The sequence below is a fragment of the Spiroplasma endosymbiont of Poecilobothrus nobilitatus genome, from assembly GCF_964030655.1.
In the GTDB taxonomy this organism is placed as follows: domain Bacteria; phylum Bacillota_I; class Bacilli_A; order Mycoplasmatales; family Mycoplasmataceae; genus Spiroplasma.
In genome coordinates this window covers 1,274,072-1,294,213 of the sequence record NZ_OZ034915.1, presented here as the reverse complement: position 1 = coordinate 1,294,213, position 20,142 = coordinate 1,274,072, and the positions used below count along the sequence as shown (strand labels likewise).

At 25.7% G+C, this 20,142-nt stretch carries 19 protein-coding genes and 4 pseudogenes; 19 read left to right on the top strand and 4 right to left on the bottom strand.

Annotated features, from left to right (window positions below):
• Positions 1-10 precede the first annotated feature (10 nt).
• The 7 genes and pseudogenes from AAHM76_RS07470 to AAHM76_RS07445 all read left to right on the top strand — a co-directional run bounded on the left by AAHM76_RS07470 (position 11) and on the right by AAHM76_RS07445 (position 6,221).
• Positions 11-703 (top strand): hypothetical protein, encoded by a 693-nt coding sequence (locus AAHM76_RS07470; RefSeq protein WP_342256001.1) that lies wholly within the window; start codon positions 11-13, stop codon positions 701-703.
• Positions 704-768: 65 nt separating this feature from the next.
• Positions 769-915, top strand: a complete 147-nt coding sequence (locus AAHM76_RS07465) for a hypothetical protein (protein WP_342256000.1) — start codon at positions 769-771, stop codon at positions 913-915.
• A 176-nt stretch (positions 916-1,091) separates the two neighbouring features.
• Positions 1,092-1,241, top strand: a pseudogene (locus AAHM76_RS08730) (hypothetical protein); the annotation flags it as partial.
• A gap of 102 nt (positions 1,242-1,343) precedes the next feature.
• Complete coding sequence (locus AAHM76_RS07460; RefSeq protein WP_342255999.1) at positions 1,344-2,000, top strand: transposase; 657 nt, start codon at positions 1,344-1,346, stop codon at positions 1,998-2,000.
• A 410-nt stretch (positions 2,001-2,410) separates the two neighbouring features.
• The gene (locus tag AAHM76_RS07455) at positions 2,411-3,079 is read left to right on the top strand and encodes a hypothetical protein (RefSeq protein WP_342255998.1); all 669 of its coding nucleotides are present in this window, start codon (positions 2,411-2,413) and stop codon (positions 3,077-3,079) included.
• A 14-nt stretch (positions 3,080-3,093) separates the two neighbouring features.
• A complete protein-coding gene (locus AAHM76_RS07450) occupies positions 3,094-4,635 on the top strand; it encodes an AAA family ATPase (protein WP_342255997.1) in 1,542 nt (513 codons plus the stop codon).
• Positions 4,636-4,661: 26 nt separating this feature from the next.
• Positions 4,662-6,221 (top strand): two-component regulator system yiem receptor component protein, encoded by a 1,560-nt coding sequence (locus tag AAHM76_RS07445; protein ID WP_342255996.1) that lies wholly within the window; start codon positions 4,662-4,664, stop codon positions 6,219-6,221.
• Between the two features lie 193 nt (positions 6,222-6,414).
• Here AAHM76_RS07445 and AAHM76_RS07440 read toward each other — a convergent pair.
• A pseudogene (locus AAHM76_RS07440) lies at positions 6,415-7,526 on the bottom strand (IS3 family transposase).
• Between the two features lie 76 nt (positions 7,527-7,602).
• Between AAHM76_RS07440 and AAHM76_RS08725 the strand changes: the two are divergent.
• Complete coding sequence (locus tag AAHM76_RS08725; RefSeq protein WP_425289491.1) at positions 7,603-7,776, top strand: IS3 family transposase; 174 nt, start codon at positions 7,603-7,605, stop codon at positions 7,774-7,776.
• A 325-nt stretch (positions 7,777-8,101) separates the two neighbouring features.
• A complete protein-coding gene (locus tag AAHM76_RS07435) occupies positions 8,102-8,803 on the top strand; it encodes an IS3 family transposase (protein ID WP_342256868.1) in 702 nt (233 codons plus the stop codon).
• Here the strand turns inward: AAHM76_RS07435 and AAHM76_RS08720 are convergent.
• Positions 8,796-8,975 carry an IS1/IS1595 family N-terminal zinc-binding domain-containing protein gene (locus AAHM76_RS08720; RefSeq protein ID WP_425289490.1) on the bottom strand — a complete coding sequence of 60 codons (180 nt, stop codon included), beginning with the start codon at positions 8,973-8,975 and terminating at the stop codon, positions 8,796-8,798. The two genes, AAHM76_RS07435 and AAHM76_RS08720, sit on opposite strands and share 8 nt — an antisense overlap.
• Positions 8,976-9,093: 118 nt before the next feature.
• Here AAHM76_RS08720 and AAHM76_RS07430 point away from each other — a divergent pair, with 118 nt between their 5' ends.
• Complete coding sequence (locus AAHM76_RS07430; RefSeq protein ID WP_342256867.1) at positions 9,094-9,435, top strand: dUTPase; 342 nt, start codon at positions 9,094-9,096, stop codon at positions 9,433-9,435.
• Positions 9,436-9,662: 227 nt separating this feature from the next.
• Here the strand turns inward: AAHM76_RS07430 and AAHM76_RS07425 are convergent, their stop codons facing one another.
• Positions 9,663-9,908, bottom strand: coding sequence for a ferredoxin (locus tag AAHM76_RS07425; RefSeq protein ID WP_342255995.1), 246 nt, complete (start codon positions 9,906-9,908; stop codon positions 9,663-9,665).
• Positions 9,909-10,003: 95 nt separating this feature from the next.
• On the opposite strand from AAHM76_RS07425, the gene AAHM76_RS07420 reads away from it, so the two are divergent.
• From AAHM76_RS07420 to AAHM76_RS07405, 4 genes are read left to right on the top strand one after another with little or no spacing between them, the layout of a single operon-like run.
• The gene (locus AAHM76_RS07420; RefSeq protein ID WP_342255994.1) at positions 10,004-10,720 is read left to right on the top strand and encodes a hypothetical protein; all 717 of its coding nucleotides are present in this window, start codon (positions 10,004-10,006) and stop codon (positions 10,718-10,720) included.
• Positions 10,721-11,392: a (d)CMP kinase gene (gene cmk, locus AAHM76_RS07415; RefSeq protein WP_342255993.1), complete on the top strand. Its 672-nt coding sequence runs from the start codon at positions 10,721-10,723 to the stop codon at positions 11,390-11,392. It begins immediately after the preceding gene.
• Complete coding sequence (der, locus tag AAHM76_RS07410; protein WP_342255992.1) at positions 11,393-12,709, top strand: ribosome biogenesis GTPase Der; 1,317 nt, start codon at positions 11,393-11,395, stop codon at positions 12,707-12,709.
• A gap of 11 nt (positions 12,710-12,720) precedes the next feature.
• Entirely contained in the window at positions 12,721-13,731 is a 1,011-nt protein-coding gene (locus AAHM76_RS07405; protein WP_342255991.1) for an NAD(P)H-dependent glycerol-3-phosphate dehydrogenase, read from the top strand.
• 150 nt (positions 13,732-13,881) lie between these two features.
• On the opposite strand, the gene AAHM76_RS07400 is transcribed toward AAHM76_RS07405, so the two are convergent.
• Positions 13,882-14,993 (bottom strand): IS3 family transposase gene (locus tag AAHM76_RS07400; RefSeq protein ID WP_342255990.1). Its coding sequence is split into 2 segments (ribosomal slippage): positions 13,882-14,750 and positions 14,750-14,993, totalling 1,113 coding nucleotides; the frame shifts between segments, so codons are not numbered across the junction.
• Positions 14,994-15,067: 74 nt separating this feature from the next.
• On the opposite strand from AAHM76_RS07400, the pseudogene AAHM76_RS07395 reads away from it, so the two are divergent.
• The 5 genes and pseudogenes from AAHM76_RS07395 to AAHM76_RS07375 all read left to right on the top strand — a co-directional run.
• Positions 15,068-16,054 (top strand): annotated as a pseudogene (locus tag AAHM76_RS07395) (spiroplasma phage ORF1-like family protein); the annotation flags it as partial.
• 85 nt (positions 16,055-16,139) lie between these two features.
• Positions 16,140-17,251, top strand: a pseudogene (locus AAHM76_RS07390) (IS3 family transposase).
• Between the two features lie 15 nt (positions 17,252-17,266).
• On the top strand, positions 17,267-17,506 hold the full coding sequence (locus AAHM76_RS07385) for a hypothetical protein (protein WP_342255989.1): 240 nt from the start codon (positions 17,267-17,269) through the stop codon (positions 17,504-17,506).
• A gap of 79 nt (positions 17,507-17,585) precedes the next feature.
• Positions 17,586-18,551, top strand: a complete 966-nt coding sequence (holA, locus tag AAHM76_RS07380; protein ID WP_342255988.1) for a DNA polymerase III subunit delta — start codon at positions 17,586-17,588, stop codon at positions 18,549-18,551.
• 35 nt (positions 18,552-18,586) lie between these two features.
• Complete coding sequence (locus AAHM76_RS07375) at positions 18,587-20,077, top strand: hypothetical protein (protein WP_342255987.1); 1,491 nt, start codon at positions 18,587-18,589, stop codon at positions 20,075-20,077.
• The last annotated feature ends 65 nt before the right edge of the window (positions 20,078-20,142 follow it).

Below are 20,142 nucleotides of genomic sequence, written 5' to 3'. Positions count from 1 at the left end.
AAAAACTATTATGTTAACAAAAATTAGTTCAAAACGAGATGAATTAGCACTCCAATGAAATACACGAATTGAAGTTGCGGCACGTTTATTAGTTATTAGTTTTTCAATTTTAGGAACTTTTATGGGTTATTTTATTAGTGCTGGTTGTGCAATGGCTTATAATAATATTAAAAATTTAACAGGTGTTATTTCCCATCGAACTTATGAATTACATTATATTATTGCTGGTATTGTTGGTCTGATTTGTGCTTGTTTTTTCTTTTGTTTTATTGGTTTGCCATATGTAAAATTAAAAAAAGCAGCTAGTTTTAAAAGTTGAATTATTATTTCAAGTATTTTTGCAGTAACATATTATACAACATGTTTTACCTTAGCAGTAATTTTTATGAATATGTTTAATACTATTAATAATTATTTTATTGTGGGTTTTACTTTACTTATTATTTGTTTTTTAGTAATTTTTTTATCATATTTTTTATTATGACGTGAAGTAAAAAAACAATGAATTTTACGAAAAAAATTTGAGTATTTAGCAGATGAAGAACAAATGAAACAAGTAGAAACAAAATTAGCAACTTTAGAATTACAACGTCAGCGCCTTGTTGAATTAGAAACAATTAATTATAATAAAGAAAAGTATAGTTTAAATCATTTAAAGGAAAAAAATATTTATGTGCAAAAACCTGTTTTAGAAGAGCAATAACAATAAGAAGTTTTAAAATCACCTAAACAAGAATAATATAATAAATATTAGAGGAGAGTGTATTAATGAAAAAAGAAGATAACAATAATAATGTGGCGGAATTAACAACTCAACCAGTTCGTCGAAAAATTTCTCGGAAAGCAAATTTAAATCTTTTTGCTATTATTGCAATAATAGCAATTACTGCTGGGTTAGGTGGAGTTATTTACTAAATTATTGCCGCTTCTTTTTATCATGATAAAAATCCACTTTAATTTTGTAGAAAACTCTTGATATTTAATATTTATAAAATATACCTAAAATTAGGTATATTCTTAATATAAGAGGTGAATAATTAATGGAAAAAATAATTGAAGAATTAATAAATATTTTAACAGATGATTAATTTTTAGAATTTCATGAAAAATTCAAAAAAGAAGCAGAATTAATTAAAAAACAAAAACGCTTAAATGAAATTGATCAAAAATTTAGGGATAAAGGTATTAAATGTCCTAATTGTCAATCTTTTTATTGTGTTAAAAATGGTCATAATCGTGAAGGAAAACAAAAATATTTATGCAAAAAATGTCGTGCTAGTTTTGATGCTTTTCGTGATCATTTTACGTATTGAAGTCATTTAAATTATGAACAGTGAAATTTATTGATTCAAATTTCATTATTAGGCCAATCTAGTAAAATGATTTCCCGCTTTATTAAAACATCACCGAAAACCGCTTGATATAATCGCCAAAAAATAATGAAATCAAAACAATTAGAAAACACCCAATTAAAATTTAAAACGTTAAATGGCCAAATTCAAATCGATGAAACATTTATTAAAGAAATCCACAAAGGTAATTTTAAAGATAAATTTGATAAAAGAAAAATTCATCTTGATTCATTTTCAACCAACACTAAATGTTGTATTCAAATGGCTGTTGATAGCAATAATAATATTTATGTTAAATCAACCAACACAAAACGATTACAAAAACAGTGAATTATTGAAAATATTAATAAACAATTAATCAAAGAAAATTCAATTATTATTTCTGACATGCAACCATTATATTTATTAGTAGCAAAACAAACAAATTCTATTTTATTAGCAACTAAAACTATTACAAATCCTGATGCTAGTTATCGTAAGTTAAATAAAATTAGTAAATTACAATCAAATCTTAAAGAATCCTTAATTCATTATCATGGCTTAGGTTTCACGAACATTCAAAATTATTTAAATCTCTGAAAATGAAAATACCAGCATAAAGGTTTAACGCCAAACCAACAATCATCGGTATTATATTTTAACGTATAAAAAAGTTAAATAACAATATTAAAAGTTTATATAATTTTCTTTTAAAGTTATCATATTGATGATTTTTTTTATTTAATCAAGAGTTTTCTACAAAATTAAAAAAATCCATGAGCAAATGCTATTTTGTTAGATTATAAAATTACAAAAAAGGTTAATTCACAATTGTCAAAAGCATTAGTTGATTCTAATTGGGTTGCAAAACCAGATAATTTAGGTCGTATAAAGAAAATAAGGGTTTTAGACAAATAAAAAAAATACCTTTTTAATTTATTAAACTAAATAACATTTAAAAATAAAAACCCTTATTTTCTTTATACGACCCAAAAAATAATTTAATTGCCTAAATTTAGGGAAAATGTTAAAATGTTTACACAAATTAAAATATGGTTAAATACCAAAGGGGGAACAAAATGTTTAAAAATAAGCCAACATATGGAAGTAAATTTCCAGATTTAGAGTTGCTTGATACTGAAGAAGAACGCCGAAAATATGAGGAGGAAGTTAAAGAATTATCTAAACAAGAGCAGAAACGTTTTAGTTATTTTTCACCAACTCAACACAATGATTTTTCACAACGACGAATGTTTTGGGATAGTCCACTTGAACGAGTAGGGCGAAGTTTTATTATTTTTGGACAGTTAGTAGCAATTGTTTTAGCTTATTTTATTGGTCAAAAGGCAATTTTAGTTTCTTTAAGTAATTATCTTGATCCAAATATTAAAGTTTTTGCTGAGATTTATGTTAAAGACCTTTTAAGTTATGGGTTTTTATTTCTTAGTTTATTATTTAGTTTATTATATTTTATTCCGATGACAATGGTCCGAACTGCTGGTGCTATTTATGGATGAGGTATTGCTTATATTATGTTAGCAATTTTATATTTTTTATTTGTTGAAATTTTATGTGCAATTTTATTGATTCTAGGAAGTATTAAAGGAAATCCCGCTGAACCAATTAATATTTGATTATTATTTTTTATTGTTTTGGTTCTAATAATTACTTTTATTTGAATTGTTGGAGCATGCCTCTTAATTGTTAAATCAGATGATGTTAAACGAAGAATTAATTTAGAAGTTTAGGAGAAAAGAAGACAATGATGTCACTTACAGAAAGATTAGAAGAATTAACCAAACAATTACAACAAAATGTTTATGAAAAAGAAGAAATTTTTAATTTAGCAATGTTAGCGATGCTAAGTGGTGAATCAATTTTTCTTTTAGGAAAACCCGGAATTGCTAAATCGTTAGTTTCTCGTCGTTTAAAACATGCTTTTAAAAATGGTACTATTTTTGAATATTTAATGAATCGTTTTTCGACACCAGAAGAAATTTTTGGACCAATCTCAATTGAAGATTTACAAAAAGGAGTGTATAAGCGCTTAATTGATAAATATTTACCAACCGCCGAAATTGTATTCTTAGATGAAATTTGAAAAGCAGGACCATCAATTCAAAATACTTTATTAACAATTATTAATGAAAAGATTTTTCGTAATGCTGGAGTAGATATAAAAGTGCCAATGAAATTATTAATTTCAGCGTCAAATGAGTTGCCAGCAGAAGGGCAAGGTCTTGAAGCTTTATATGACCGTTTTATTATTCGTTATATTGCACAAGGGCTAAAAGATGAAGAAAACTTTAATGATATGATTGCTGGAGTAACTGAATTGGATGTAAAAGTTGATGAAGCTTTACAAATTACACATGAAGAATATGATACATGACGAAAAGAAATTAATAAGATTAAAATAACACCAGTAACTTTTGATTTTATTTCTCGATTTCGAAAAGCAATGTATATTGCTACTGAAGGTGAATATTATATTTCAGATCGTCGTTGAAAGAAGATTGCTCGTTTAATGAAATCTTCAGCATTTTATAATGGTCGTGATACAGTTGATAAAGCTGATTGGTTAGTCATTCCATATTGTATTTGAGATGATGAACAACAAGAAGAAACATATAATGCTATTTTTAATGAATTTTATTTAGATGATTTAACGTATGATGTTCGTGAAAAAAAGAATCGTTTAAGCAAAGAATTAGAAGAATTATCATCTCGATATGAAGATATCCAAGAAGTTAATAGTCGCAAAAGTGAATATTTGGATGTTTTTGATGGGAAATTACAAGGAACATTTCATCGAATTTTTTGAAAAAATCAACAGTATCCAATTTGCTTTATTCGTGTTGAGGATTTCATTGATGCTCGTCATAATAAGACACAACCCACATTAATCGAATTATATTATGGTGAAGATTTAGATAATATGGCAGATGTTTTGCAAACAGAGATTAGTTATGTTAATGATAGTACTTTTAAAATTATTAAAACAAATGAAGAAATTAAAATTGAAATTAAAAATTCAAAAGTGGATAATAATTCGAAACTTGAAAAAAGAATTTTAGCTGTTGAACGGGAAATTGATAGTTTAACAACTGCTTTTCCGGATGAAAAGGAACGATTATTATCTTTAAATTGTCTCTTTTTTAAAGAACGTTTTATGTTAGCAGTTAATAATGCCTTTAGTGATAATAAAATAAATTTTAATGAAGATGGGTTAGAGTTAGAACATTTTTCAAACCCAGAGCAAAAAATAAATAATAGTAATTTTGAACAATCAACAAAAAATTAAATGAGTAAAACAAGGGAGGATTTAACGTGAATCCATATTTAGAGCAAAAAGCGGGAGTTCAACTAGCTAATAAGTTAACAGCATTAAAAAATACGGATTTAGTTAATCCAAGGTTTGCTCTGATGAAAACAACGAACCGTTGATTAAGTGAAATGTTTGACCAAGCTATTAATAATTTTTATGATTACCAAATTGAAAATGAAATTATGAAAATTAAGTTAGATTCAAATATTGAAAAAGAAATTTATTTATTTCATTGGATTAAAGTTAATGGTTATGATGGTTTAAAAAAGAATTATGCTTCAACACAAGATTTTTTATTTAAAGTTAATTCACCATTTTATGATCGGCTAAATTATTATCGTTATGAATTTAATAAAAAACAAAACAATAATCCAAATATGTTATTTCGTGATTTTATTGGAATTTGAGAATCCATTTTAATTAAAAGAATTAATGATTATCGTTTTGCAAAAATTGAAGAATTAAGAACAAAGTTTATGCAAGATTTATATAATAAAGTAGAAATTTATAATAAAGCTAATAGTCTATTAAAAACAGTATGAAACTTTTTTGGCAAAATATGAAATCCAGCAGAACTAAAAAAAGGTCTTAATATGTCAGCTATTGATAAGTTTGCAAAATTTTTGGAAACTAATCTAGCAATTATGGAAATTGCAACATTATTAGGGCGTTTCCAAGGTGAAAGTAATTTAATTGAACAACGAATTTTAGAAGAAATTGTAATGGATTATGAATGAAAACCAATTGGTTCTTCACCAGAAGAAATTATTGGGGCAACTGAATCTAAGGATTTAGAACATATGTTTCCCGTCGAATTAGTTTTATTAAAAGATCCAGTTTTAAAATATATTTTTTATAAAAAATATATTGAGGGAAAATTAACAACATTTGAATTTTTATCACAAGATAAAGTTCCCAAAGAACAAATTAAATTACGAACAATTGAAACATATGTTCCTGAAGAAAAAGGACCAATCATTTTATCAATTGATACCTCTTATTCAATGCGAGGTAGTCCTGAACAAATTGCCAAAGCCCTTTCTTTAGCAATTGCAAAAATTGCTTTAGCAGAGCATCGGCCTTGCTACATGATTAATTTTTCTAAAAGTTTAGACGTTTATAATTTATCTTCTTTAAAAGATTCACTACCAAAATTAATTGAATTTTTGTCAAAAAGTTTTGCTGGGGATACAGATGTTGAGCCAGTATTAGAACATACTTTAACAGTAATGGATAGTAATGAATATTTTAATGCTGATTTATTATTAATTAGTGACTTTTTAACTTCTGATTTATCACCTGATTTAATAACAAAGATAAATTTATTAAAACAACGTCGGAATCGCTTTCATGCTATTGTCATTGGGACAATGGGAGCAGAAAATGTAGAAACAATTTTTAATAATGCTTGAATTTATGACCCACGCGATCCATTTGCTTCAGAACGAATTATTGCTTCGTTAACAGGGCGAATTGTAAAGAAATATGATAAGGTTCCTAGTGCAAAAGCAATTTTAGGACAAATGAGAACTGCAAAGGAGATTAGTAAAAATGTTAAGTAACAATACTTTTAATTATTTGTTAGAAAACTAAAAAAATTAGATAAGTACATTTTAACAAAATTTAATTTAAATGATAATTTTAATTTTGTAGAAAACTCTTGATGAAATAAAAAAAATCATCAATATGATAATTTTAAAAGAAAATTATATAAACTTTTAATATTTGGAATGGCAACACTTTTTAGGGCACTTTTTATATAGACATTTGTTTTCTAAAAGTAACTGGAGATAAATAATTTAAACTGCCATGAATTCGAATATTGTTATATCAATGCACAAAATCAAAAAGTTAGTATTTTAATTGTGTTAAATTTTTAAATTTTTTACCCTTAATAAATTCAGTTTTAAAAGTTTTGTAAGTTGTTTCAGCCACAGCATTATCATAAGGGCAGCCTTTATTGCTTAATGATCTTTTAATATTAAAAGTTATTAAAATTTCATCAATGATTTTATTTTTAAACTCATTACCACGATCAGTATGAAATAGAGTTATTTGATTTAATGGTCGTGTTATTTTATGAAAAGCTTGTTGGACTAGTTCGGCTGTTTTATTCGGACCAGCACTATAACCAATTATTTCACGATTAAACAAGTCAATTAATAAACAAATATAATGTCATTTAGCGCCAACTTGAACATATGTTAAATCACTAACAATAACTTCATTAGGTTTTTTGTTGTTAAATTGACGATTTAAAATATTATTAATTTGGTCATTATTGACTGTTGTTTTATGATTATGATATTTTAATTTGGTGTATTTAGAAACCAAATTATTTTTGATCATAAAGAATCTGATTTTTCGCCGCGATAAGATGATATCTTTTCTGTTTAAAATAACTTTAATTTTGCGAGCCCCATAAATTTTGCGACTTTTATTAAAGGCACTGATAATTTCTTGTTCATAATTATTAACTTGCTTGTTAATACATTTATTAGTTTGATAATAATACGTTGATTTTAATAAACCCAAAATCTTACATATTTTTCTTACTGAATATTTTGTTTTGTTGTTATTAATTATTGTTATTTTTTGGCCATTATCAGTGCGGCTTGCTTTAAAATGTCATTTTCCATTTTCAAGTCTTTAAGTTCTTTTCGTAAAGTTATTATTTCATTTTATTCTAGTGTGCGATTGTCTTTTGCTTTAAATGAACCAGAATTATTATAATTTTTAACTCAACTATAAATAGTTGGTTTTGGTAAATTATATTCTTGCCCTAGATTAATAACACTTTTACCATTTTTATATAGCATGACAATTTGTTTTTTAAATTCTTCAGAGTATGAAGTTTTATTTCCCATTTTTATATTCCTTCTTTCTTAATAATTTTATCTAATTTTGAAGTCTATATAATTATGGTCCTAATAATTGTAGCCTATCCAAACTTACAAAACTTTTAAAACTGAATTTATTAAGGGTAAAAAATTTAAAAATTTAACACAATTAAAATACGAACTTTTTGATTTTGTGCATTGATATAACAATATTCGAATTCATGGCAGTTTAAATTATTTATCTCCAGTTACTTTTAGAAAAAAAATGTCTATATAAAAAGTGTCCTAAAAAGCGTTGCCATTCTAATTTATAGTTGAGTTAAAAATTATAATAATTCTGGTTCATTTAAAGCAAAAGACAATCGCACACTAGAAGAAAATGAAATAATAACTTTACGAAAAGAACTTAAAGACTTGAAAATGGAAAATGACATTTTAAAGCAAGCCGCACTGATAATGGCCAAAAAATAACAATAATTAATAACAACAAAACAAAATATTCAGTAAGAAAAATATGTAAGATTTTGGGTTTATTAAAATCAACGTATTATTATCAAACTAATAAATGTATTAACAAGCAAGTTAATAATTATGAACAATAAATTATCAGTGCCTTTAATAAAAGTCGCAAAATTTATGGGGCTCGCAAAATTAAAGTTATTTTAAACAGAAAAGATATCATCTTATCGCGGCGAAAAATCAGATTCTTTATGATCAAAAATAATTTGGTTTCTAAATACACCAAATTAAAATATCATAATCATAAAACAACAGTCAATAATGACCAAATTAATAATATTTTAAATCGTCAATTTAACAACAAAAAACCTAATGAAGTTATTGTTAGTGATTTAACATATGTTCAAGTTGGCGCTAAATGACATTATATTTGTTTATTAATTGACTTGTTTAATCGTGAAATAATTGGTTATAGTGCTGGGCCGAATAAAACAGCCGAACTAGTCCAACAAGCTTTTCATAAAATAACACGACCATTAAATCAAATAACTCTATTTCATACTGATCGTGGTAATGAGTTTAAAAATAAAATCATTGATGAAATTTTAATAACTTTTAATATTAAAAGATCATTAAGCAATAAAGGCTGCCCTTATGATAATGCTGTGGCTGAAACAACTTACAAAACTTTTAAAACTGAATTTATTAAGGGTAAAAAATTTAAAAATTTAACACAATTAAAATACGAACTTTTTGATTTTGTGCATTGATATAACAATATTCGAATTCATGGCAGTTTAAATTATTTATCTCCAGTTACTTTTAGAAAACAAATGTCTATATAAAAAGTGCCCTAAAAAGTGTTGCCATTCCATAATTTAAATGACTTCAATACGTAAAATGATCACGAAAAGAATCAAAACTAGCACGACATTTTTTGCATAAATATTTTTGTTTTCCTTCAGAATTATGACCATTTTTAACACAATAAAAAGATTGACAATTAGGACATTTAATACCTTTATCCCTAAATTTTTGATCAATTTCATTAAAGCGTTTTTGTTTTTTAATTAATTCTGCTTTTTTTTTGACTTTTTCATGAAATTATAAAAATTAATCATCTGTTAAACTATTTATTAATTCTTCAATTATTTTTTCCATTAATTATTCACCTCTTATATTAAAAATATACCTAATTTTAGGTATATTTTATAAATATCAAGAGTTTTCTACAAAATTAAAGAATGATAATGAAACATTTGAGAAACGAATTTTAGCTTTTTTATTTGAGTTATCAGAATTTATTAATGAACAACGTGATTTTAAATATTGAAGTGTCAAACCAGCTTCAGCAAAAGATATTTTATTAGAAGAATATATTCATGTAATTCATTTTTTAATTAGTATTGGTAATAGTTTAACCGTTGACTTTAAAGCATATCAATACCACAATGAAATATTGTGAGGAAAATATTAATTTGACAAAACTTTATTTAGATTGTTTTGCTGTTGCAACAGAACTAATTAAAAATCAGATATCAGAAGTTTATTTTAAAGTTTTAAATCAGTATTTAATAATTGCTGAACAGTTAAAATTTACTGAAGATTATTTACTTACCGCCTATAATAAAAAAATAAAATTAATTTTACTCGCCAAGAAAATAATTATTAAAAAATGTTTTATAATTTTTATAAAACATTTTTTTAATCAGTATCAAGACTACTTTTCCGATTTTCTTTAAATTCTTCTAATGTTTTAATAAAAATTGCTGCCGTTGGACACACCATTTGTGCTTCCACTATCTCCTTATCATTATCAATTGTATTTGCAAAACCATCATCATCCATAAAAAATGTTTCAGTTTCATCAATCATAATACAGCTACCACAAGAAATACATAAGTCAGTATTTACATATGTTCTTTTTTTTGATATATCACGATTTTCCATATTTATCACTCCATTATTTATTTACTATAATAATAACAAAAATTTTAATAATAATATATAATTTTAATGTAGTTTAAAAAAGTTGGAGGTTTAACATGGAAACTAGAATGGAGAAATTTGCCCAGCTACGTGAAATGATTAAGAAAGAAATTGAGATTGATCAAGAAATTAATCAAACAAGTCAAGTAATTAATAGTTACATGGCGAAATTAAACGCTATTGATGATAATTTTTTTGGTAGTGTTAAATCAGATTTTGAAGAAGAATTTAGTTGAGAAAAAGTATATTTGGATAAAAACCCAGATGAACAACCGTACCAATCTGATTTTAAATATGATTTGCAACAATTGCTAGAACAAGTTGTTAATACAACTAAAGCAACAATTCAAACTAATCAAAAAAATGTCCAAGATGCTGGTGATGTTATGCATAATATTTTAATTGCTGAAACATTGTTAAATAAACCAACATATCAAAAATATGAAGCAATTTTAGAAAGTATTTTAGCAGAAAAAATTACTTATCATCGAGTAAGTGATAAAATTCAAGCAGAAAATAGTGATTTTAAAATTAATTCAGCTAATATTGAATTTAGTACAATTGCACATATACGTAAAAATGATCAACGATCAACAGCAGAAATGCTAAAAGAATCAAGCGCTCTTTTAGAAGAAAAACATAATAATGTATTAGTTGTTTATCAAAAAATAAAACCAGTTTATAAAATGTTATTTAGTACTATGCTTTTGCTTGTTGTTTTATTAGCTATTTGTTTAGTTTTAATCTTTATGTTATATAAAATAGAGGAGTAGATGATGAAAATAAATATTGCGATTGATGGCCCCGCTGGTAGTGGAAAATCTTCTGCTGGTTATGAATTGGCCAAAAAACTAAATTATCAGTTTATTGATACTGGGTTAACTTACCGTGCTTTTACTTATTTTTGTGTAAAAGTTGGAGTTGATTTTACAAATCATCATCAGTTGCAAGCACAATTAACAAACTTTAAGTATCAAGTGATTAATAACCGTGTTTATGTCAATGGTGAAGATATTACTGATAAGTTGCAAACTGATCTTGTTTTGGATAATATCAACAAAATTACTGGAATTGATTTTATTCGAGCAGCAATGGTTTGTCTGCAACGAAAATTAGTGATTAAAAAAGTTAATGTTGTTGTTGGGCGAGATATTACCACCGTTGTTCTCCCTGGTGCCGAAGTGAAAATTTACTTAACAGCGAGTATTACAGCGCGAGCTAACCGCCGATGAAATCAAAATCAAGAAAACCATATTGTTCCAAATAATTTGGCAGAAATTACTGCTAAATTAAAAGAACGAGATTATGTTGACACAACCCGAGCGGTTGGACCATTAAAAATTGCTCCTGATGCAATTATTGTGGATAGTAGTAAGTTAACACTTGAACAAACAGTAACTAAGATTTATGAAGTAGTATGTAATTATAAGAAAGCAGGAAAATAAATGGCACAAAAAGGAACTGTTGCAATTGTAGGGCGTCCAAATGTTGGAAAATCAACATTATTTAATCGTGTTATTAAAAATCGCCTCGCAATTGTTGAAGATACTCCTGGTGTAACACGTGATCGAATTTATGCTTTCTCAGAATGATTAACAAGAGAATTTTTAATAATTGATACGGGTGGAATTACATTAAATAATACGGCAATGTTTGCACAAGAGATTAAAATGCAAGCAGAAATTGCAATTGCAGAAGCTGATATTATTATTTTTGTTTTATCGTGCAAAGAAGGAATTACCCCAGATGATGAAATGGTTGCAAAAATACTATATCGTGCCAAAAAACCGGTTATTTTAGTTGTTAATAAATATGATAAGCAAGAAAAAGAAAGTGAATTGTATGAATATATGACATTAGGATTTGGTGAGACAATTGCTGTATCTTCTACCCATGGAATTGGAATTGGCGATTTATTAGACCAAGTAATTTCTCATTTAGATCAAATTCCAGTTCAACCAAAAACAGAAGGAATTCATTTTTCCTTAATTGGCAAACCAAATGTTGGAAAATCTTCTTTAACAAATGCTATTTTAGGTGAAGAACGAGTCATTGTATCACCAATTGCAGGAACAACAACAGATTCAATTGATACATCATTTAAACGGAATAATCAACTTTATACTGTGATTGATACCGCTGGGATTCGTAGAAAAGGGAAAGTTTATGAAAAATTAGAGAAATATAGTGTTCTTCGTGCTGTTAGTGCAATTGAACGAAGTGATCTTGTTTTATTAATTATTGATGGAACAGTTCCTATTACTGACCAAGATACAAATATTGCTGGCATTGCATTTGAACAAAATAAACCAATTATTTTGGTAGTTAATAAGTGAGATGCGGTAATGGAAAAAGATGAACGGTCAATGAAAAAAATTGAACAAAGTATTCGTGGATATTTTAAATATCTAAATTATGTAAAAATGGTTTTTGTTTCTGCTTTAGAAAAAAAACGATTACATATTTTATTTCAAACAATTGATGAAGTTTATGCTGGTTTAACGCAGCGAGTAAAAACTAGTGTTCTAAATGAAATTTTAGTAAAAGCACAATTGTTAAATCCACCACCAGATTTTAATGGTGGGCGTTTAAAAATTTATTATGCTACTCAGCCTGAAGGTGTTGTGCCAACTTTTATTATGTTTTGTAATAATCCAAAATATCTTCATTTTTCTTATAAAAGGTTTCTTGAAAATCAACTTCGAGAATATTTTGGATTTGAGGGAGTACCAATTAAAATATTATTTAGAGAGAGAAAGTAACGAGGAAAATTATGATGAAAAAAAAACATAAAAATATTACTATTATTGGAACGGGAGCATATGGGACAGTTTTAGCAAATGTTTTGACAGATAATGATCATAACGTTATTATGTATGGAATTGATAAGAAAGAAGTTAATGATATTAACAACGAACATTTAAATCGTCATTTTTTTGGTAATTTAAAAATTAATAAAGAAATTAAGGCCACAACAAATTTTGCTGAAGCAGTTGAAGATGCTGAATATATTATTTTAGGAATTCCTGTTGTTGCTATTAAATTAATAATTGAGAAAATTAATCAAACAGTAACAAAACAAGTTGTTATCATTAATGTTGCTAAAGGATTAGACCATGAAACACACGAAGTTTTATCAAAATCAATTATAAAATTAATAAATCCAAAAATTTTAAAAGCATATGCAGGTATTTATGGTCCAAGCATTGCAAAAGAAGTTCTACAACGAAAACCAACATGTATTATGGCAGTTTCACAGGATTTAGTAATTGCGCAAGAAGTTCGTGGCTTGTTTAATAATGAATATTTTGTTACTTTTGCTAATACGGATGTGATTGGTAGTGAATATGCGGTTGCTTTAAAAAATGCAGTAGCAATTGCCTCAGGAATTTTTAACGGTCTTTATGAATCTGATAATGCTAAAGCATCATTAATTACAATGGGATTAAATGAGATTAAACTTTTTGTCAAAACAAAAGGAGCTCAAATTGAAACTTTTTTTAACTTTGCAGGATTAGCTGATTTAATTTTAACAACTACCTCAAGTAAATCACGGAATTATTCTCTTGGTTTTGCAATTGCTCAAGTTGATGATGCTCAAAAAGTTTTGTCAGAGCAGGTAAAAACAGTAGAAGGCGTTTTAACTTGTAAAACAATTGTGTTAGATGCGCGTGCAAATAATATTACACTACCTTTATTTGAAGCTTTATATGATATTTTATATCATAATAAACGACCAAGTGTAATTATTAATAATATTTTTACAAAAGCAATATTATTTTAATTTTGTAGAAAACTCTTGATGAAATAAAAAAAATCATCAATATGATAACTTTAAAAGAAAATTATATAAACTTTTAATATTGTTATTTAACTTTTTTATACGTTAAAATATAATACCGATGTGGAATGGCAACACTTTTTAGGGCACTTTTTATATAGACATTTGTTTTCTAAAAGTAACTGGAGATAAATAATTTAAACTGCCATGAATTCGAATATTGTTATATCAATGCACAAAATCAAAAAGTTCGTATTTTAATTGTGTTAAATTTTTAAATTTTTTACCCTTAATAAATTCAGTTTTAAAAGTTTTGTAAGTTGTTTCAGCCACAGCATTATCATAAGGGCAGCCTTTATTTCTTAATGATCTTTTAATATTAAAAGTTATTAAAATTTCATCAATGATTTTATTTTTAAACTCATTACCACGATCATTATGAAATAGAGTTATTTGATTTAATGGTCGTGTTATTTTATGAAAAGCTTGTTGGACCAGTTCGGATGTTTTATTCGGCCCAGCACTATAACCAATTATTTCACGATTAAACAAGTCAATTAATAAACAAATATAATGTCATTTAGCGCCAACTTGAACATATGTTAAATCACTAACAATAACTTCATTAGGTTTTTTGTTGTTAAATTGACGATTTAAAATATTATTAATTTGGTCATTATTGACTGTTGTTTTATGATTATGATATTTTAATTTGGTGTATTTAGAAACCAAATTATTTTTGATCATAAAGAATCTGATTTTTCGCCGCGATAAGATGATATCTTTTCTGTTTAAAATAACTTTAATTTTGCGAGCCCCATAAATTTTGCGACTTTTATTAAAGGCACTGATAATTTCTTGTTCATAATTATTAACTTGCTTGTTAATACATTTATTAGTTTGATAATAATACGTTGATTTTGATAAACCCAAAATCTTACATATTTTTCTTACTGAATATTTTGTTTTGTTGTTATTAATTATTGTTATTTTTTGGCCATTATCAGTGCGGCTTGCTTTAAAATGTCATTTTCCATTTTCAAGTCTTTAAGTTCTTTTCGTAAAGTTATTATTTCATTTTCTTCTAGTGTGCGATTGTCTTTTGCTTTAAATGAACCAGAATTATTATAATTTTTAACTCAACTATAAATAGTTGGTTTTGGTAAATTATATTCTTGCCATAGATTAATAACACTTTTATTATTTTTATATAGCATGACAATTTGTTTTTTAAATTCTTCAGAGTATGAAGTTTTATTTCCCATTTTTATATTCCTTCTTTCTTAATAATTTTATCTAATTTTGAAGTCTATATAATTATGGTCCTAATAATTGTAGCCTATCCAAATTTTTAAAAGCATTTTTTGCATATGCGTTGGTGCCTGTATTCCAAAATCGTAGTAATTTTATAGAAAGTGGTTATATTGATAATTTACAATATGATACTGTTTTAATTAACTTTTTTGGTTTAAAATTATAAAATTTTAAAGATGTTATTTTAGATGAAAATGGAAAGTCAATAAAATATTTTGATGACTATAATAACTATATTTATAAATTTGAAAATAATAAAAAAGTTTTAAAAACCGAAAAAGAGAAAAAAGAATTTTAAGAACAAAAGAAAAAGTTTTTAGTTTCTTATGATAAATTTAAAGAATTATTAAATAGTATGTTTACGGTTTCACAAAATTTTTATAAGGATTATTTACGAACAATTTTTGATTTAGAAAATAATACTTATACACAAGGATATAATAAAAAATATGGTTTATTAGCAAATAATGGTTTTAAAATTTACCCACGATATTTTTATTTTTCTGATAAATATAAATCATTAGATTTTAAAATGTATTCTGCTTATAAAAATCGGTTTTATAACACTAATTATGGAAATGTATTTAATTATGATTTTTCAGTTGCAAATAATTATAATATTAATCAAAATGACTGTTATGTTTTTGAAGGTGCTTTAAAAGACAAATATGGTTTAAAATATAAGAAAATGGAAGAACAAAAAATCAGTTATAATGTTTTTGAATTACAAGCTCAAAAAGAAAATGAGTTTTATCATTACTACGATTTTAATTTTGGTATTTATAACTGACAAGAAATTAATAACGGTGGATTATTCCCTGATAGTCAATGATGACAAGCACAATATGAAAGTTGTAGTTGATATAATTTAGCGTGTCATATTAGAAATGCAGCAATTTGAATTGTTAATAATATCCCTGGTATAAAACAAGTAAACGAATTAGCGAGTGGTGTTGGTAAAATTTTTCAGACAATATATAGTTTTTTCATTCAAACATTCGAAGTATGAAAATAGTTGGATAGGCTACAATTATTAGGGCCATAATTATATAGACTTCAAAATTAGATAAAATTATTAAGAAAGAAGGAATATAAAAATGGGAAATAAAACTTCATACTCTGAAGAATTTAAAAAACAAATTGTTATGCTATATAAAAATGGTAAAAGTGTTATTAATCTATGGCAAGAATATAATTTACCAAAACCAACTATTTATAGTTGAGTTAAAAATTATAATAATTCTGGTTCATTTAAAGCAAAAGACAATCGCACACTAGAAGAAAATGAAATAATAACTTTACGAAAAGAACTTAAAGACCTGAAAATGGAAAATGACATTTTAAAGCAAGCCGCACTGATAATGGCTAAAAAATAACAATAATTAATAACAACAAAACAAAATATTCAGTAAGAAAAATATGTAAGATTTTGGGTTTATCAAAATAAACGTATTATTATCAAACTAATAAATGTATTAACAAGCAAGTTAATAATTATGAACAAGAAATTATCAGTGCCTTTAATAAAAGTCGCAAAATTTATGGGGCTCGCAAAATTAAAGTTATTTTAAATAGAAAAGATATCATCTTATTGCGGCGAAAAATCAGATTCTTTATGATCAAAAATAATTTTGTTTCTAAATACACCAAATTAAAATATCATAATCATAAAACAACAGTCAATAATGACCAAATTAATAATATTTTAAATCGTCAATTTAACAACAAAAAACCTAATGAAGTTATTGTTAGTGATTTAACATATGTTCAAGTTGGCGCTAAATGACATTATATTTGTTTATTAATTGACTTGTTTAATCGTGAAATAATTGGTTATAGTGCTGGGCCGAATAAAACAGCCGAACTGGTCCAACAAGCTTTTCATAAAATAACACGACCATTAAATCAAATAACTCTATTTCATACTGATCGTGGTAATGAGTTTAAAAATAAAATCATTGATGAAATTTTAATAACTTTTAATATTAAAAGATCATTAAGCAATAAAGGCTGCCCTTATGATAATGCTGTGGCTGAAACAACTTACAAAACTTTTAAAACTGAATTTATTAAGGGTAAAAAATTTAAAAATTTAACACAATTAAAATACGAACTTTTTGATTTTGTGCATTGATATAACAATATTCGAATTCATGGCAGTTTAAATTATTTATCTCCAGTTACTTTTAGAAAACAAATGTCTATATAAAAAGTGCCCTAAAAAGTGTTGCCATTCCAAGTTCCGCACCATGGCTCAGAGACTAGTTCAAGCTTAACATTTTTACAAAAAATAACACCAAAGGTTTGCTTCATCTCTGGTGAAAAAACAAAACGCCAAAATTATCCGGCGCCAATTGTTGTTGAAAATTTAAAAACAATTAGGTGTCAAATTTATTTTACAAATGGTAGAAGGAATCTTCAATTTAATATTATGTCAGGATGAACAGTAATTAAATTATTTTAAATCACTAATTTATTTTTTACTTTATATGATAATATTACTTTGTCATAAGTTTTAGAACATTCTAAAGGAGTTTTAAAAGATGTTTTTAATATATGGAGAAGATTCTTTTTTAATTAAAATGCAAAAAAATAAGATTTTAAAAAAAATTAATCCTGATAGTGAGTATGATTTACAAGAATATAATTATTTAGAAGACCCCCTATTATCTATTCTGAATGATGCTAACACAATTCCAATGTTTTCAGAAAAAAGAATAATAATAGTTAATGATAGTTATTTTCTTACAGAAGAAAAAATTAAGGCAAAAATAGACAATAAAAGCCATTTAACAAGTTTAATGGAATATTTAGCAGCCCCAAATCCAAGTACTTTTATTATTTTTATTTGTCCAGTCAATAAACTTAGTAATCGTTTAAAAATAACTAAACAAATGTTAGCATTAACTAGTGTTTTAAAAGCAATAAATTTATCATATAATGAATTAATTAGGTTTATTGATGATTATATTGCAAAGAATAATGGGACTATTAAACAAAATTTAATTCCTAATATTGTTGAATATTTGCCAAATAATTTATATATTATTAAAAATGAATTAGAAAAATTGTTATTAATAAATTTAAATATTACGATGGATTTAATTGAAAATAATATGACAAAGTATTTAGATACCGATATTTTTAAATTAGTTGATGATTTATTAAAAAATGATTTGAATAGTTTTTTAATAAATTATCATTATTTACAAGAACGAGGTTTAAATAGTATTGCTTTATTAGGATTAATTACCAATAGTATTATTTTTACAAGAGATATTATTGTTTTATCTGCTTTAAAAAAAACACCTTCACAAATTGCGGAAATTTTACAAATTCATCCGTTTCGAGTAAAAAAAATTTCAGAACATATGCATAATTTCAGTATTAATAAAGCAAATAATATTATTCAAGAATTATTTTGAATTGATTATAATATAAAAAAAGGTATAATAAGAAAAGAAATTAGTAGTGATTTGTATTTAATTAAATTATTTGATATAAATTAAATTATTGCAAAAAGAGAGATGAGGGACATAAATAAATGAAAGAAAGTAAATTATATGCCCATATAGTTTATACATTATATAATATCTTTAACGATGATAATATTAAGGCACAAGTAATAGTTAACCAGTACTTTAAAAAATTAGTAATTCAACAAATTTGTAATTTATTAACATTAGAAAAAGAATTTAATGCAAATTTAAATGATAATAAATTTACTCTTTCATTTGCTCAAATTTTGGCTGATATTACTAATGAATCAGAAATAATTGAAAAGGTTGACGGGGCTACTTTTAATATGTTAGATGAAGAATATGTTTATTTTGTGCAATATATTGTTTCAAATTTTGATGTTGAAAAAAATTATATTACAAGAGAAAACATCATCACTAATGAGTTAATTGATGCCACAGCTGATTTTACTGATGAAAAAGCAATTGATAATGCTCGTGAGAAGTTAAAAGCTAAAGCTAATGAAGAAGGGGCAGACAAATCACAACCGGAAGTAGGGCCAGCAAGAGGAATTGGAGGCATAGGAACGCCAATGGGCGGCATTAGACCGGACTTTATTGATCCAAGTAAATTTGATATGTCACAAATGATACGGCAAATGGCAAATATGCCAATTCACCCACGCTTAGACCCGCGGTTTTACTTCTATACTTCAAAACCAAAGTATATGCCAATTTTAAAGAAAATTGTTGCTGGTTTTGTTATTTTAGCTTCTGCTTTGTTAATTTTATTGTGATTTTTAAATTCCTATTTAAATATCTATTTAGACACAAAAGTAATTGTTTATACAATCCCGGGAACTAGTGCAATTGTTATTATTGGTGGTGGGGCTGATAGTGCTTTACATAATGCTAACAATAATTTTAGGGAAGTATTTAGTTTTGGCTCAAAATATAAATTTTTATTAATGCAACCCGCCGGGTTGCAAACCTTCTCAGGAATTTTATCGATTTTACCAGGAATTTTCTTGGGTTATGAATTATTAGGGAAAAAACGTTTTAAACGGGATAATTATGTTGTTAGATTCTGACCAGTTGTATTATCAATCATTATTCTTCTTTATTCTTCATTGTTATTAATTCAAGTATTATTACCAAATATTGTTGAAAAATATTTTAATAGTATATCGGTACCTAATGGTGGATATATTATTAAAAACGACCCACAATTAGAAATAACAGGATGATTATTATTACCAGATTCAGATTTAACTATTACAATTAATAGTTTAGTAAGCGAAGTTTATAATAGTACAACTTACCAAGTATTACATATTTTTACAATTTTTTTAATGATTGCTGGTCTTCTTGCGGGAATTATGGTTATTATTTTAGTAGTTTTAGCTCCTAAAACAGACCGTAATAAATTAATCCGTGCCAATACAGAATACCAAAAAGCAGTTACTGCAATGATGAATGGCCAAAAATATGAAATGGATTTATCATTATTTGATGATGAGTTTAAGGATGATAAAGTTTTTGAAAAAGATGACTCTAATAAATCAAAAGATAAATAAAAAAAATCATATTAATTATGATTTTTTTTATTTTTTTAATATTTACTGTCTTTGTTGAAAAGGAT